We start from the raw sequence: 14,747 nt of genomic DNA, 5'->3' as shown, positions 1-14,747 counted from the left end.
GTGCATGCCGGCCGCGGGCGGGGCGGGGGGCTGGGCGGCGGCGGGGCCGGCGAGAACGAAAAGGCCAATGGCCGCGAGGGCTGCGTATCTGGTCATGGAATTCCTCCCTTGGAGACTGGCACCCAAGCTCGCACAGCCGGGGCGCGCCTTGATGTCGGTCATAAACTCGGGATTGAAACAGAGCTGAAATGGAGGACTGGCCCTAGCCCTCGCCCGCGCCGCCGTGCTTGTTTGTCCCCGACAACCCTTGCCGGGAGAGCCCCATGGCCGACGACGACCTCACGGTGATCATGAACACCGACACCCACCGGTTCGAGGTGACGCTCGGCGCGGAGACCGCCTTCGCCGAATACAAACTGGCCGGCGACAGCATCATCTTCCCGCACACCGTCGTGCCCGAGGCCTTCGGCGGCAAGGGGGTCGGCGGCAAGCTGGTGCAGGCGGGCCTGGCCTATGCCCGCGAGCACAGGCTTTGGGTGCGGCCCACCTGCCCCTTCTTCCACGCCTACATCGCCAAGCGGCCGGAACTGCACGAGCTGGTGCATCCGGACATGCGCGAAGGTCTCGCGACCCCTTAAGCCGTCAGCCCCTGCATCTGGGCGGCGAGCGCCCGAACCCGTTCGGGCCCGCCCAAGAGCTGCCGGCTCAGCCCCACCCGCTTGAACCAGAAGTGTAGGCCCAGCAGGTCGGTGATGCCCATCCCGCCATGCACCTCGGTGGAGGTGCGGGCGATGAAGCGGGACACCTCCGACAGGTGAGCCTTGGCGTGGGCGGCGGTGAGCGCGCTCTCCTCCGGGGCGGCGTCGAAGGCGTAGCCGGCGTACCAGACCAGGGACCGGCAGGGCTCCAGCTCGGCGGCCATCTCGGCGCAGAGGTGCTTGACCGCCTGGAAGGAGCCGATCACCCGGCCGAACTGCTTGCGCTCCTTGGCGTAGGCCACGGCCTTCTCGATCATCACGTCGCAGGCGCCGAGCGTATCGGCCGCCAGCAGCACCCAGCCGGCGTCCCGCAGCCGGGCGAGCACGCCCTGCCCACCTGTGAGCGGCTCGGCCGCGACCCCATCGAAGGTCAGCTCGGCCATGCGACGGGTGAGGTCGATGCCGGTCATGATCTCCCGACCCAGCCCGCTGGCTCTCCCGTCGACAAGATACATGGCGCCACCGGTGTCAGCGACGATCAGCAGGTCCGCGCCAAGCCCGCCCGGCACGAACAGCGCCTTGCCGGTGAGCTTGCCGCCGGACGCCGTGACGCCCGCCCCGTCGCGGGCCCCGGCCACGGCCTCGGAGATGGCGACGGCCGCCGTCACCTCGCCCGAGGCCAGCTTGGGCAGCCACCTGGCCTGCTGCTCGCTCGAGCCCGCCAGCCGCAGGGCCAGGGGCGCCAGCACCGCCCCCAGGAAGGGAACCGGCGCCACCGCCCGCCCGAGCGCCTCGGCCATCAGGGCGGCGTCCAGCAGGGTCAGGCCCAGGCCGCCATATTCCTCCGGGATCACGATCCCCGGCAGGCCGAAGTCGACGAGGGCGGCCCAGATGTCGGCGCCGCGGTCGGCGGGATCGCCGGCGAAGGCGCGCACGCGGTCCAGGGAGGACGCCTCGGCCAGGGTGCGGCTCAGGCTCTCCTGCATCATCCTCTGGTCGTCGGTGAGAGAGAAGTCCATCAGGCCACCGCCAGCTTGGGTTCGCGCGGCATGCCCAGCCCGCGCTCGGAGATGATGTTCTTCTGGATCTGGGCCGTGCCGCCACCGATGATCAGGCCGAGGTCGAACATGTAATTGCGCTGCCAATTGCCCTTGGCCCGCAGGTGCGGTCCGTCCTCGTAGAGCACGCCGAGTTCCCCCAGGGCGTCGATGGCCAGGGCTGCGATCTGGTGGTTCAGCTCGCAGCCCTGCAGCTTGACCACCATGCCGGCAAGGCCGGGGCTCTCGCCGGTCAGGGAGGCGGTGATCGTCCGCAGGCCGTTGAACTTCATGGTCATCACCCGGGCCTGCAGGGCCATCAGCCGGTCGGCCATCACCGGATTGTCGATCAACCTCTGGCCGTCCACCGTCTCGCTCTTCATCAGGTCGATCAGGGCGGCGAACCGCGCCTCGGTGGCGTTGGGGTCCCCCAGCATGCCGCGCTCATGCTTCAGGGTCGCATTGGCCACGAACCAGCCCCGCCCGCGCCCGCCCACCACCGCGCTCTGCGGAACCCGGACATCGGTGAAGAACACCTCGTTGAACTCAGCCGACCCGGTCATGGTCTTCAGCGGCCTGACCTCGATCCCCGGCGTGCTCATGGGGAACAGGATGTAGGAGATGCCGTCATGCTTGGGCGCCTGGGGCTCGGTGCGCACCAGGCAGAAGATCATGTCGGCCTGGGCCGCCGTGCTCGTCCAAATCTTTTGGCCCGAGATCAGGAAGTCGTCACCGTCCTCGACCGCCTTGGTCTGCAGGTTGGCGAGATCCGACCCCGCGCCTGGCTCGGAATAGCCCTGGCACCAGACCACCTCGCCGCGCAGGGTCGGCGCGATCCAGCGGGTCTTCTGTTCCTCCGAGCCCACCTCCAGCAGGGTCGGCGCCAGCATGGAGATACCCTGGTTGGCGAAGCCCCGCGGCGCCCCGGCGGCGGTGAATTCCTCGGCGATGATCCGGGACTTCAGGATGTCGGGCTCGGCGCCATAACCGCCATAGGCCTTGGGGATGGTGCGGGCGGCATAGCCGTTGTCGATCAGCAGGGCCTGCCATTCCATGGCCGCCTCGCGCGGACGGTCGGCCCCGGCTCCGGGCGCATAGCGGTCCCGGTGGGCGGCGAGGAAGGCGCGCACCTCCTCGCGGAAGGCCTCCATCTCGGGCGTGAGCCTCAGGTCCATGGCGTCCTCCTGCCTAGCCGTCTCTTCTTGTCCCGCAGGCCACCACCGTCTGGCCTCGCCCGCAAGTCTGACCTCGCGGAACCCATGCGCGCTCAAGCCTTGGTGACCTTTTGCGTGCCAGATTGTCGCGGATGGCCCCAAGTCACGGCTTTCGTTGGGGAACCACCCCTTCGCCGGGCGCGGTCCAAGATTCCGGTAACCATTTCTTCAAGCCAAACACCTTACCCAAATCAGACGTTCGGTTTGACTGGCCTTGGCGCGTCCGCCGCAGCCAAGACATTGGCCTTGAACAGGAAGATCAGAAGGGGGCTCATCGATGATTATGAATAGTATGTCGAAGTATTTGCAGCCCCCCGAAAACATCGGCGCGGGGGCCACGAGTCTCGCGTCAGCCGAAGAACCGCGTTTTTCGATGCCCGGACTCTACGTTCGCCGGACAACGCTCTCACCAGCGCGCAAGGTCAGGCATTAGAATGGCTGACACCAAGGCGATCGCACTGGATCGGCGTCTCGACTTCATCGGAATGGACGCCAAGGCCCGAGCCGCCTTGGTGGACGCGCGTCCGGTGGTCGAACGCGCCCTCCCGATCGCCGTCGCCGCCTTCTACGAACAGCTCGCCCGCCATGAGGAGACCCGCAGCGTCTTCGGCGGCAAGGAGCACATGGCCAAGGCCGAGCAGCGGCAGATCAGCCGCTGGGGCGCGGTTCTCTCGGGCCAGTACGACGCCGCCTATCTGAAGGACGTCCGCGCCATCGGCGAAGCCCACGTCAATATCGGCTTCAAGGCCGACTGGGCGATCGGCGGCTACGCCCGCATCCTCGACGAGATGGTGCGCGCCATCCTGGCGGCCCATTGGCCCAAGGGCTTCGGCGCCAAGACCGGTTCCCGCGACAAGGCCGCCGACGCCATCGGCGCGGTGATCAAGGCCGGCCTGCTGGACATGGACCTGCTGCTGTCGGCCCAGACCGAGATCACCGATCTCCGCCACGCCGAGGTCGCCCACCTGCGCGAGGATTCCGACCGGGAGCAGCGCAAGGCCATCCATGGCCTGGCCGGCGCCCTGGAGGCCCTGAGCCAAGGCGACCTGCGGCACCGCATGGCCCTGTCCTTCACCGGCGACTACGCCAAGCTCGCCGCCGACTTCAACAAGGCCGTCAGCCACCTCGAGGAGGTGATGGGCGCCATCGCCGGCAACGTCTCGGGCATCCATGCCGGCGCGGGCGAGATCTCCGGCTCCGCCGACGACCTGTCGCGCCGCACCGAGCAGCAGGCCGCCACCCTCGAGGAAACCGCCGCGGCCCTGGACGAGATCACCGTCACCGTGCGCAAGACCGCCACCGGGGCCAAGGCCTGCGCCGACGTGGTGGTGGCCGCCCGCGGCGACGCTCAGACCAGCGGCGACGTCGTTCAGCAGGCCGTCACAGCCATGAGCGAGATCGAGCAGTCCTCCACCCAGATCAGCCAGATCATCGGCGTCATCGACGAGATCGCCTTCCAGACCAACCTGCTGGCCCTGAACGCCGGCGTCGAGGCCGCCCGCGCCGGCGAGGCCGGTCGTGGCTTCGCGGTGGTGGCCTCCGAGGTGCGCGCGCTCGCCCAGCGCTCGGCGGAAGCCGCCAAGGAGATCAAGGCCCTGATCAGCGCCTCCAGCGCCCAGGTCAGCACGGGCGTCCAGCTGGTGGGACAGACCGGCGAGGCCCTGCAACGGATCGTCAGCCGCGTCGCCGAGATCGACGGCCTGGTGCGCGAGATCGCCGCCAGCGCCCAGGAGCAATCCGTCGGCCTCGCCCAGGTCAACACCGCGGTCAACCAGATGGACCAGGTGACCCAGCAGAACGCGGCCATGGTGGAGCAGTCCACCGCCGCCAGCCACAACCTCGCCCAGGAAGCCGAAGGCCTCGCCAGTTCGGTGAGCCTGTTCCAGGTCGGCGAGCAGCACCGGCCGCCTTCCGCGGTCGCGCGAAACAACACCACCCCCGCCCGCCGGCCGCCCCCGTCGGCCCGGCACGCCGTCCCTGTTCACGCCTCCGGGCGTGACGGTTCGGCGCTCCGCAAACCTGCGCCGCAGTCCGGCGCCGATGAATGGGAAGAATTCTGATGTCCATGGACACCGCAACCTTGGCGGACCGGGCGACGGTCAGCCTGACCCCGGTTCTGGACCTGCAGGCGGCCGAGCCGCTGCGGGCCGAACTGATGTCGCTGCGTGGCCGTCCGCTGGACCTCGACGCCTCTCAGGTCACCCGAATGGGCGGACTGTGTCTGCAGGTTTTGATGTCGGCGCGCAAAATCTGGGCCGAAGACGGCGTCAACTTAACGGTGGATCAACCGTCTTTGGCGTTTTCAGAGCAATTGGCGGCGTTCGGGGAGCCCGAGCTTCATTTCGAGCCGGAAGGGGAACTTTCGTGAGCAAGACAGTACTGACCATCGACGACAGCCGCACCATGCGGGAGATGCTGAACCATGCGCTGGTGGAGGCGGGCTACCGCGTCATCCAGGCGGTGGACGGCATCGACGGCCTGGAAGTCCTTCAAGCCAACGCCGGTATGGTGGACGTGGTGATCACCGACATCAACATGCCCCGCCTCGACGGCTTCGGCGTGATTGAAGGCGTCCGCGCCAATCCCGAGCACCGCGCCACGCCGATCCTGGTCCTGACCACGGAAAGCGATGCGGCCAAGAAGGAGCGGGCCCGATCGGCCGGCGCCACCGGCTGGATCGTGAAGCCGTTCAACCCGGTGAAGCTGGTCGACGCCGTCCGTCGCGTCGCCGCCTGACCCTCTAGAAGCCGTTTCGGAGCGTTCCGTTGGATCCGTTCGAGAGTATCAAACAGACGTTCTTCCAGGAGTGCGATGAACTCCTGACCGACGCTGAACAGGGCCTGTTGGCCATGGAGTCGGGGGACGCGGATTCCGAGACGATCAACGCCGTCTTCCGCGCCGTCCACTCCATCAAGGGCGGCGCCGGGGCCTTCGGCCTCGAACAGCTGATCCGGTTCGCCCACGTCTTCGAGACGGTGATGGACGAGGTCCGCTCCGAGAAGATGGAGCTGACCGACGAGGTCGCCAAGGTCCTGCTGCGGGCTTTCGACGTCCTGGCCGACCATGTTCACGCCGCCCGCGACGGCGGTTCGGTCGAGGAGACCCGCTCGCTCGGCGCGCTCGGCGAGCTCAAGGGCCTGATCGGCGCCGAGGACGCCGATGACGACATGAACAACGGCGCCGATGAGGACTTCGGCTTCGTGCCCGTCACCCTCAGCGTCGAGGGCGACGAGGCCCCCGGCGGCTTCATCGACCTGGACGCCCAGAACGCGTCGGCTGAGATCGCCGTGCCGTCGATCGAGGACGAGACCGGCCAGACATCCTGGATCATCGAGTTCTCTCCCAAGACCGAGATGTACGCCAAGGCCAACGAATCCGGCCTGGTGCTGCGCGAATTGGCCCGCCTCGGCGAGACCCGGGTCACCCTGCTGGACGAGACCCTGCCGCCCCTGGACCAGCTGGCCGCCGAGCAGGCCTATGTCAGCTGGCGCATCCAGCTGTTCACCGACTCCGACGAAGCCGCCATCCGCGAAGTCTTCGAGTTCGTGGAAGACGACTGCAACCTGACCATCACCTGCGAAGGCGGCGAGGCCCAGGCCGCCGCGCCGTCGGCCGCCGATGAGAGCCTGAGCGAGGACGACCGCGCCGCCGCGGCCTCCGCCAACGCCGACATCGACATCGCCGCCCTCCTGGCCCGCGTGGGCGGAGCCGAAGCCGCCCCGGCCGAGCCCGCCGCCGAAGCGCCGGCCGAAGCCCCCGCCGAGAACGTCGCCGCCCTGATCGCCCGCGCCCAGAGCGTCGAGCCGCCGCCGGCCCCCAAGGTCGAGGCCCGCCCGACCCCCGCGCCGGCGCCAGCCCCGGCCGCCGCCGCCCCGGCCGCCAACAGCGGCGCCGCACCCGCCGCCGCCCCCACCGCCACCATCCGCGTCGACCTGGATCGGGTCGATCGCCTGATCAACGCCGTCGGCGAGCTGGTCATCCAGCAGGCCATGCTCTCGCAGCGGGTCCTGGAGAGCGGCCTGGCGCGGTCCTCCAACGTCGCCCTCGGTCTTGAGGACCTGGAGCTCCTGACCCGGGAGATCCAGGACAGCGTCATGGCCATCCGCGCCCAGCCCGTGAAGTCGGTCTTCCAGCGGATGCCGCGTCTGGCCCGCGAAGTCGCCGACATGACCGGCAAGCGCGTGAAGCTGGTGATGGAAGGCGAAGGCACCGAGGTCGACAAGACCGTGATCGAGCGCCTGACCGACCCGATCACCCACATGCTGCGCAACGCCATCGACCACGGTCTGGAGGATCCCGAGGGCCGCGCCGCCGCCGGCAAGCCGGCCGAAGGCGTGGTGCGCCTGCGCGCCCTGCACCGTGGCGGCCGCATCGTCATCGAACTTCAGGACGACGGCCGCGGCATCAACCGCCCCCGCGTCCGCGGCATCGCCGTCGACAAGGGCCTGATCACCGAGGACCAAGTGCTGTCGGACGAGGAGATCGACAACCTGATCTTCCTGCCCGGCTTCTCCACCGCCGAGACCATCTCCGACATCTCCGGCCGCGGCGTCGGCATGGACGTGGTCCGCCGCTCGATCCAGGGACTGGGCGGCCGCATCTCCATCTCCTCGGAGCCCGGCAAGGGCTCCAAGTTCACCATGTCCCTGCCACTCACCCTCGCGGTCTTGGACGGCATGGTGGTCACAGCAGCCGAGCAGACCCTGGTGGCCCCGCTCTCGGCCATCGTCGAGAGCCTGACTCCGCGCACCGAGGACGTGCACTATATCGGCGGCAAGGACGCGGTGATCCGCATCCGCGACATCTTCGTGCCCCTGATCGACGTGGGCGTCGCCCTGGGCTTCCGCGAGACCGCCATCGACCCGGCCTCCGGCGTCGCGGTGCTGGTGGAGAGCGAAGGCGGCGGCAAGGCCGCCCTACTGGTGGAAGCCATCCAGGGCCAGCGCCAGGTCGTCATCAAGAGTCTGGAAGCCAACTACCAGCAGATCGACGGCGTGGCCGCCGCGACCATCCTGGGCGATGGCCGTGTCGCCCTGATCCTGGACGTCGACGCGCTCGTCACCACCCAACGCCGCAAGCCGGCGCCCCGTAGCGAAAAGCGAATGGCCAGCTGAGCATGACCACCGCCATCAACACACCCACCGTCGGGCCCGCCCGGGAGCTCATCGCCTTCCGGATCGGCGACCAGGAGTTCTGCGTCGACATCATGCAGGTGCGGGAGATCCGCGGCTGGACCACGGCCACCCCCCTGCCCCGCACCCCGGCCTATATGAAGGGCGTCATCAACCTGCGCGGCGCCGTCCTGCCGATCGTGGACCTTGGCGCGCGACTGGGCCTGGTCACCGCCGAACCCAGCGCCCGCCACGTCATCATGGTGGTGAACCAGGGTCACCGGACCCTGGGCCTGCTGGTGGAGGCCGTCAGCGACATCATCAACGTCACCGAGGACATGGTCCAACCCACGCCCGACGTCGCCTGCGACCAGGTGAAGACCTTCGTGAAGGGGCTGTTCGCCATCGACGGCCGCATGGTCAGCCTGATCTCGCTGGAGCGCGTCCTGCCCGAAATCGAAGCGGAGGCCGCATGAGCAGCTTCCCCGAGTCCCGCGGCAAGAACGGCAGCCTGGTGGAGGGCGAGTTCCTCTTCACCAACGAGGACTTCCAGCAGATCGCCCAGATCCTGCACGCCCACGCCGGAATCGCGCTGGCCGAGGGTAAGGCGGCGCTGGTCTATTCGCGCCTGGCCAAGCGGCTGCGGTCGCTCGGCCTGCGCTCCTTCCGCGAGTACTGCGCCCTGGTGGAGGACTCCAATGAGGTGGACGAACGCCAGGCCATGATGGCGGCGCTCACCACCAACGTGACCCGCTACTTCCGCGAACCGCACCACTTCGACCACCTGCGCGACGTGGTCCTGCCGCCCCTGGTGGACCGGGCCCGCAAGGGCGGGAAGATCCGCCTCTGGTCGGCCGCCTGCTCCAACGGGCAGGAACCCTATTCCATGGCGATCACGGTGCTGGCCGCCCTGCCGGAAGCGGCCAATCTCGACGTCAAGATTCTGGCCACCGACATCGACCCCAACATGGTCGCCGAGGGCCGCGCCGGCATCTATCGCGAGGAAGCCATCGCCCCGGTGCCGGTCGACCTGCGCCGCCGCTGGTTCAAGAAGCCCGCTACAGGCACCGGCGACCGCTGGGAAGTGGCCGACGAACTGCGCGCCCTGGTGGCCTTCCGCGAGCTGAACCTGATCGGCGACTGGCCGATGAAGGGCAAGTTCGACGTCATCTTCTGCCGCAACGTCGTGATCTATTTCGACGAACCCACCCAGGAACGCATCTGGAGCCGCTTCGCCCCGATGCTCAACCCCGGCGGAACGCTGTATATCGGCCACTCCGAACGGGTGACCGGTCCGGCCACCCAGATCTTCGAGACCACGGGTCTCACCACCTATGCCCTGAGGAGCGGCCGATGACGGTTGGAGTCCTCATCGTCGACGATTCGGCGACCATGCGCGGCCTGATCGCCGCGGCCCTGAAGCGCGACCCCGACATCGAGGTCCTGGGCTTCGCCAACGATCCGCTGGAAGCCCGCGAGCAGATCAAGAAACTCAATCCCGATGTCGTCACCCTCGACGTCGAGATGCCGCACATGAACGGTATCGAGTTCCTCGAAAAGATCATGCGCCTGCGCCCGACGCCGGTGGTGATGGTCTCGACCCTGACACAGAAGGGCGCCGAGATCACCATCGAGGCCCTGGAGCTGGGCGCGGTGGACTGCGTCGGCAAGCCGGTGCCCGGCGGCGGCGTCACCCCGCACGAGGCCTTCGCCGACCTGCCGGAAAAGGTGAAGGCCGCGGCCCGCGCCCGCGTGCGCCCCTATAGCGGCCCGGTCGCCCCGGTGGAGCGGGACAAGAACTACGCCGCCGCCGGCGACCTGATCCTGGCGATCGGCTCCTCCACCGGCGGGGTCGAAGCCCTGATGACCATCCTGGCCAACTTCCCCGACACCTGCCCGCCAACGGTCATCACCCAACACATGCCGGCGACCTTCACCAAGAGCTTCGCCGACCGCCTGAACCGGATCTCCGGTGCGACGGTGGCCGAGGCCACAGACGGCGCGCGGCTGCTGCCGGGCCACGTCTATGTCGCCCCCGGCGGCGCGGCCCACCTGGAGGTGGTCTCCTCCAGCCACCCGGTCTGCCGCCTGCGGGAGTCAGAGCCCGTCAACGGACACCGCCCGTCTGTCGACGTGCTGTTCCATTCCGTGGCGAAGCTCAACCGCCCGTCCGTGGGTGTGATCCTGACCGGCATGGGCCGCGACGGGGCCGAGGGTCTGCTCGCCATGCGTCAGGCCGGCGCCCACACCCTGGGCCAGGACGAGTCCAGCTGCGTCGTCTACGGCATGCCCAAGGCCGCCTTCGAGATCGGGGCGGTGGAAAAGCAGGTCGGGCTGTCACGGATGGGCCCGGCTATTCTCAACACCTGCTCGGCCACCGCCGAGTCGCAAAGGAACGTGTGATGCCTGCCGCGTCCGCCCTGAAAACCCTGATCGTCGACGATCAACAGACGATGCGCTCGCTCATCCGCACGAGCTTGCACGCCCTGGGGATCACCCAGACCCGCGAGGCGCCCGACGGCGAGGAAGCCCTGAGGGCCATGCTGAGCACGCCGGTGAACCTGGTGATCACCGACTTCAACATGCCCAAACTGGACGGTCTTGGCCTGCTGCGCGCCATCCGCGCCCACGGGCCGACCTCGAAGGTGGCCGTGATCATGCTCACCGGCCGCGCCGATCGCGAGCTGGTTCAGCGGGCGGTTCAATTCGGCGTCAATAATTATCTGGTCAAACCGTTCACGACGCAGACCCTAAAAGAAAAAATCGAAGCGGTGTTTGGACCCCTTTCATGATCGTTGAGAACGTCTCAAATCGTCCCGGCAAACGGGTCCATGTCGTCCAGGGGGAGCATCACGTCTCCTCCGATCCGGACGTCATGTTGACGACGATTCTCGGCTCCTGCGTCGCGGTGTGCCTGCGCGACACCGAGACCGGCATCGGCGGCATGAATCACTTTCTCCTACCCGAGGGCAAGGTCGAGGGCCTCGACGAGGGCCGCCGCTACGGGGCCTACGCCATGGAGCTGCTGATCAACGAGCTCCTGCGGAACGGCGCCAGGCGTGAACGCATGGAGGCCAAGCTGTTCGGCGGCGCCCGCATGTTCGACGGCCTGTCCGACGTCGGCGCCTCCAACGCCGCCTTCGCCGAGAAATTCCTTCGCGACGAAGGCATTCCGGTGGTGGGCGGCAGCCTCGGCGGCGTCGGCGCGCGCCGGGTTCAATACTGGCCGACAACCGGCCGCGCGCAGCAGCGCACCGTCACCGACACCAACGAAGTGGCGCGCCTGAAGACGCCGCCCAAACCCGTTCCGGTGGTCGAGGACGAAGGGTCACTGGAGCTGTTCTGATGAGTCCTTCCGCCCAGTCCAAACCCAACCAGACCCCGCAGCTCCTGGCCTCCCTGGCTGACGAGCTGGAACATGCCGGCGCCCTGTGCGACCGCCTGGAGATGCTCGTCACCCAGTTGGTCCGCGCCAGCCGCGGCGAGACCCTGGAAATCGCCCTGCATGAGGCCCAGACCGTCGACGTGCTGACCCAGCACCTGGCGGCCCTGGCGACCTTCACGCGCCGGCTCTCGACCCAGTCGCAGGTCGGCGGCGAGTACGACCTTTCCGACGCCATCGCCGGGGTCACCCTCGGCGATCTGGCCATGCGGCTCGCCCAGGTGACGCGGGAGGCCGAGGCGCTGGTCGCCTCGGAATCCGGCGACCTAGACCTCTTTTAGTCCAGCGAACCACCCATCGCGCCATGGCCCTTGACCCCAACATCCGCATCAATCTGGACCGCTCGGTGGTCCTGCTCGTGGATGACAATCCGCAGGCCCTCGAAGCGCTGAGCGCGATGGTCCGCGGCTTTGGGGTCCGCAAGCAGTTCAAGTGCGGCTCAGGCGCCGAGGCCATGCACTACGTGAAGAATCAGGAACTCGACCTGGTCATCACCGACGCCCAGATGCCCGACATGGACGGCTACGACTTCGTCCGCTGGCTGCGGCGCGACGCCCCGCCGGAGCTGATCTTCACCCCCGTCATCATGCTCACCGGCCACGCCCCGCGCAGCATGGTGGAGAAGAGCCGCGACTCCGGCGCCAACTTCATCCTCACCCGGCCCTTCACACCGGAGATCCTGCTGCAGCGAATCTTCTGGGTGGCCCGGGACGAACGCCAGATGGTCAAGAGCGCCAACTATGTCGGCCCTGACCGTCGATTCAAGAATCTCGGCCCGCCCCTCGGGGTGAAGGGCCGTCGTAAGGACGATCTGTCCACCCACGTCGGCGCCGCCACCGATCCCAACATGGATCAGAACGAGGTCGACATGCTTATGAAGCCTGCACGGGTGCAAATTTGAGCAAGACCGAGTTCATCAAGGTCCAACACCGCCTGTCCCAGCAGGTGGCCAAGCCCGGAGGCATGACCGCCGACATCGCCACCCAGAGGGCCCGGCGCGAGCTGGCCGCCCAGGCCGGTGACGCCAAGAAATCCCTCGGCGTCACCATCGGGCGTCTGGAAACCATGTGCGCCGAGAAGACCGCCTCGGCTGACGACATCTATATCGAGAGCGCCGTGGTGCTCGACATCGCTGGCATGTTCGACATGCGCACCCTGTGCGACGCCTCCTACAGCCTGTGCGAGCTCACCGACCGCCTGCGCACCAAGGATCGCCAGGACTGGACCTCCATCGGGGTCCACGTGAGCGCCCTGCGGCTGATCTGGAGCAAGGACGACAAGGACGCCGAGCAGCTGAAGTCGGTGGTCGACGGCCTCTGGGCCATCACCGACCGCCTCGACGCCAGCTAAGGTCCCTCCCACCCGCTTCGCGACCTCTGAGTCCGGCCCTCCGTGGAACGCTCGCGCGAAGGCTCACAACAAACTCACTAGTTCGTATATTCTCGACCATGCTATGGGACGGGCGGCATGTAGGGCGGATCGAGAACGTGGTGCTGAGCCACTCGGTGATCCTGGTGGGCATTCCGGTGGCCATGCTGTCGGTGGGTTTCCAGTTCATCGAGCGCGCCCTGATCGAGGCGGCCCAGACCATGGGCGCCGGGGACACCGAGGCCTTCCGCATGGTGGTCCGGCCGGCCATGATCCCCTACATCCTCTGCGCCCTGGTCTATGTCTTCGTGCTCAGCCTGAACGAGTACCTGATCGCCTACATGGTGGCCGGCTTCTCGGTGCAGACCCTGCCGATCCGCATCTTCAGCAGCCTGAAATCGGGCTATGAGCCCACCATGTGCGTCGGCGCGGTGATCTTCATGGCCCTCGGTTTCGCCGCCTTCAGCCTGCTGGCGGCCATCGGCGATCTGGCCAAGCTGATGGGCCGCCACCGGCCCCTGGAGGCCTGACCATGACCACCTTCGTCCCCCCAGAACTCACCGGCCTGTGGCGCCGCGAGGTGATCACCACGCCAAAGGGCTATCGCGACGAGACCACCGCGGTGCTGTGGCTGCAGGCCCGCTCCTGGTACGCTGACCTGCGGGTGAAGGCCGATCGCCCCAACCGTCCCGGGGCGACGGGGTTCGCCGACTATACCGACGCCGAGCTGATCGGGTTGGCGGCCGTCCAGGGCTTCGCCGGCGAGCTGACCGCGACGGGAAACGTCTGCCTGTGGCGGCGCGATCTCGACTACCAGCCCCCCAGCCACTCGCCCGACGAGGCCACCTTCGCCGTGAACGGCGAGGTGATGATCGAGGACGGCATCCACTCCGACTACCAGGAGATCTGGCGGCGCGAGCCCGGCAGCGCCTCGCCCCTGGTGTCCTACCGGAAGGCGGGCGGCGGCGGCCTGCTGGTGATCGCCGGAAACTATTTCACCGAGATCCTCGACCGGGACACGCCCCTGCCGAAGGGCGAGTCCCTGGCGGCCATCGTCACCGAGGCCCTGGCGGCGGGACGGCGCGAGGCCGCCGTCGCCGCGCTCTCCATGCGCATCTGCCACGGCGAGATGGTGGGCGCCGGGCGACGGGTGACCCTGTCCTCCTATCCCTGGCTTGAGGGCCAGGATATCGGCGGCGTCGATCCCTTGGCCTGGACCCTGATCGACTGCGACGTCCCGGCGCCTGCCCCCTCCTGAGGCGGACGATCGAGAGTCCGCGAAATCGGACCTGTCGCGTTGATCGCCGCGCATCGCCCGTGCGACTGTCGGCCGGGGCCGCCTGTCATGTTTGGATTACGCCTTGGACCCGGACCTCCTTCCCCAGCTCGCCCGCATCGGCGTCAGCCTGCCCAGCAAGCTGCTGGCGCAACTGGACGCCCTGGTGTCGCGACGGGGCCTGCCCAGCCGTTCGCAGATGATCGCCGAGTTGATCCGCCACGAGCTGGCCGACGCGGACGGCGGCCTGGCCGACGGGGTCCTGGCCGGGACCATCACCCTGATCTATCGCGCCGAGAGCGGCCGGGTGCGTCATGCGCTCGCCCGCGTGCAGAGCGAGTACCTGCCCGAGGTGATCTCCTCCCAGCACGTCTTCCTGGAAGAGGACCGCTCGCTGGAGGTGCTGCTGGTCCAGGGATCGGCGGAACGGCTGCAGCAGCTCTGCGACCGCCTGAGGCGGGTGCGCGCCGTGCAGCAGCTCAAGCTGGTGACCACGCGCTCCCTGCTGCCGCCCCTGCACGCCCACGGCACGGCCGAGCCGGAGACGGCCCGGCGTCGCGCCAGCGGCGGCTAGCCCAGGCGGTCGGCCCGCACGGTCATGGCCTGGAACAGGGCCGATCGCAGCAGGACGATCCAGGGGACGGCCGCCGGCGGCGGCGCG

Annotated in this window: 18 protein-coding genes; 16 read left to right on the top strand and 2 right to left on the bottom strand. The window is 68.3% G+C overall.

Annotated elements, in window-relative coordinates:
- The first annotated feature begins 263 nt into the window (after positions 1-263).
- Positions 264-578, top strand: a complete 315-nt coding sequence (locus Q7T09_RS06195; RefSeq protein WP_304698506.1) for a GNAT family N-acetyltransferase — start codon at positions 264-266, stop codon at positions 576-578.
- Here Q7T09_RS06195 and Q7T09_RS06190 read toward each other — a convergent pair.
- Complete coding sequence (locus Q7T09_RS06190) at positions 575-1,657, bottom strand: acyl-CoA dehydrogenase family protein (RefSeq protein WP_304698504.1); 1,083 nt, start codon at positions 1,655-1,657, stop codon at positions 575-577. The genes Q7T09_RS06195 and Q7T09_RS06190 overlap by 4 nt on opposite strands.
- Positions 1,657-2,850: an acyl-CoA dehydrogenase family protein gene (locus tag Q7T09_RS06185; protein WP_304698502.1), complete on the bottom strand. Its 1,194-nt coding sequence runs from the start codon at positions 2,848-2,850 to the stop codon at positions 1,657-1,659. Before Q7T09_RS06185 ends, Q7T09_RS06190 begins: the two co-directional genes overlap by 1 nt.
- A 473-nt stretch (positions 2,851-3,323) precedes the next feature.
- Here Q7T09_RS06185 and Q7T09_RS06180 point away from each other — a divergent pair, with 473 nt between their 5' ends.
- The 15 genes from Q7T09_RS06180 to Q7T09_RS06110 all read left to right on the top strand — a co-directional run bounded on the left by Q7T09_RS06180 (position 3,324) and on the right by Q7T09_RS06110 (position 14,660).
- Complete coding sequence (locus Q7T09_RS06180; protein WP_304698500.1) at positions 3,324-4,949, top strand: methyl-accepting chemotaxis protein; 1,626 nt, start codon at positions 3,324-3,326, stop codon at positions 4,947-4,949.
- Positions 4,949-5,257 (top strand): STAS domain-containing protein, encoded by a 309-nt coding sequence (locus Q7T09_RS06175; RefSeq protein WP_304698498.1) that lies wholly within the window; start codon positions 4,949-4,951, stop codon positions 5,255-5,257. The genes Q7T09_RS06180 and Q7T09_RS06175 overlap by 1 nt, the downstream gene beginning before the upstream one ends.
- Positions 5,254-5,625 (top strand): response regulator, encoded by a 372-nt coding sequence (locus Q7T09_RS06170; RefSeq protein WP_304698497.1) that lies wholly within the window; start codon positions 5,254-5,256, stop codon positions 5,623-5,625. Before Q7T09_RS06175 ends, Q7T09_RS06170 begins: the two co-directional genes overlap by 4 nt.
- Positions 5,626-5,654: 29 nt before the next feature.
- Entirely contained in the window at positions 5,655-8,003 is a 2,349-nt protein-coding gene (locus tag Q7T09_RS06165) for a chemotaxis protein CheA (RefSeq protein WP_304698496.1), read from the top strand.
- A gap of 2 nt (positions 8,004-8,005) precedes the next feature.
- Positions 8,006-8,476: a chemotaxis protein CheW gene (locus Q7T09_RS06160; protein WP_304698495.1), complete on the top strand. Its 471-nt coding sequence runs from the start codon at positions 8,006-8,008 to the stop codon at positions 8,474-8,476.
- Complete coding sequence (locus Q7T09_RS06155; protein ID WP_304698494.1) at positions 8,473-9,357, top strand: protein-glutamate O-methyltransferase CheR; 885 nt, start codon at positions 8,473-8,475, stop codon at positions 9,355-9,357. The genes Q7T09_RS06160 and Q7T09_RS06155 overlap by 4 nt, the downstream gene beginning before the upstream one ends.
- Positions 9,354-10,403, top strand: a complete 1,050-nt coding sequence (locus Q7T09_RS06150; RefSeq protein ID WP_304698493.1) for a chemotaxis response regulator protein-glutamate methylesterase — start codon at positions 9,354-9,356, stop codon at positions 10,401-10,403. The genes Q7T09_RS06155 and Q7T09_RS06150 overlap by 4 nt, the downstream gene beginning before the upstream one ends.
- Entirely contained in the window at positions 10,403-10,792 is a 390-nt protein-coding gene (locus tag Q7T09_RS06145; protein ID WP_304698491.1) for a response regulator, read from the top strand. The genes Q7T09_RS06150 and Q7T09_RS06145 overlap by 1 nt, the downstream gene beginning before the upstream one ends.
- Positions 10,789-11,346 (top strand): chemotaxis protein CheD, encoded by a 558-nt coding sequence (locus Q7T09_RS06140; protein WP_304698489.1) that lies wholly within the window; start codon positions 10,789-10,791, stop codon positions 11,344-11,346. Before Q7T09_RS06145 ends, Q7T09_RS06140 begins: the two co-directional genes overlap by 4 nt.
- A complete protein-coding gene (locus Q7T09_RS06135; protein ID WP_304698488.1) occupies positions 11,346-11,723 on the top strand; it encodes a hypothetical protein in 378 nt (125 codons plus the stop codon). Before Q7T09_RS06140 ends, Q7T09_RS06135 begins: the two co-directional genes overlap by 1 nt.
- 23 nt (positions 11,724-11,746) lie before the next feature.
- Positions 11,747-12,343: a response regulator gene (locus tag Q7T09_RS06130; RefSeq protein ID WP_304698486.1), complete on the top strand. Its 597-nt coding sequence runs from the start codon at positions 11,747-11,749 to the stop codon at positions 12,341-12,343.
- Entirely contained in the window at positions 12,340-12,792 is a 453-nt protein-coding gene (locus tag Q7T09_RS06125; protein ID WP_304698484.1) for a hypothetical protein, read from the top strand. The genes Q7T09_RS06130 and Q7T09_RS06125 overlap by 4 nt, the downstream gene beginning before the upstream one ends.
- A 137-nt stretch (positions 12,793-12,929) precedes the next feature.
- Positions 12,930-13,340: an ABC transporter permease gene (locus tag Q7T09_RS06120; RefSeq protein ID WP_304698482.1), complete on the top strand. Its 411-nt coding sequence runs from the start codon at positions 12,930-12,932 to the stop codon at positions 13,338-13,340.
- A 2-nt stretch (positions 13,341-13,342) separates the two neighbouring features.
- Positions 13,343-14,068, top strand: a complete 726-nt coding sequence (locus tag Q7T09_RS06115; RefSeq protein ID WP_304698481.1) for a hypothetical protein — start codon at positions 13,343-13,345, stop codon at positions 14,066-14,068.
- 103 nt (positions 14,069-14,171) lie between these two features.
- Entirely contained in the window at positions 14,172-14,660 is a 489-nt protein-coding gene (locus Q7T09_RS06110; protein ID WP_304698480.1) for a CopG family ribbon-helix-helix protein, read from the top strand.
- Positions 14,661-14,747 lie beyond the last annotated feature (87 nt).

The sequence above is a fragment of the Phenylobacterium sp. genome, assembly GCF_030645195.1.
Taxonomy (GTDB): Bacteria; Pseudomonadota; Alphaproteobacteria; order Caulobacterales; family Caulobacteraceae; genus Phenylobacterium.
This window is presented reverse-complemented; position numbering and strand designations above follow the sequence as displayed.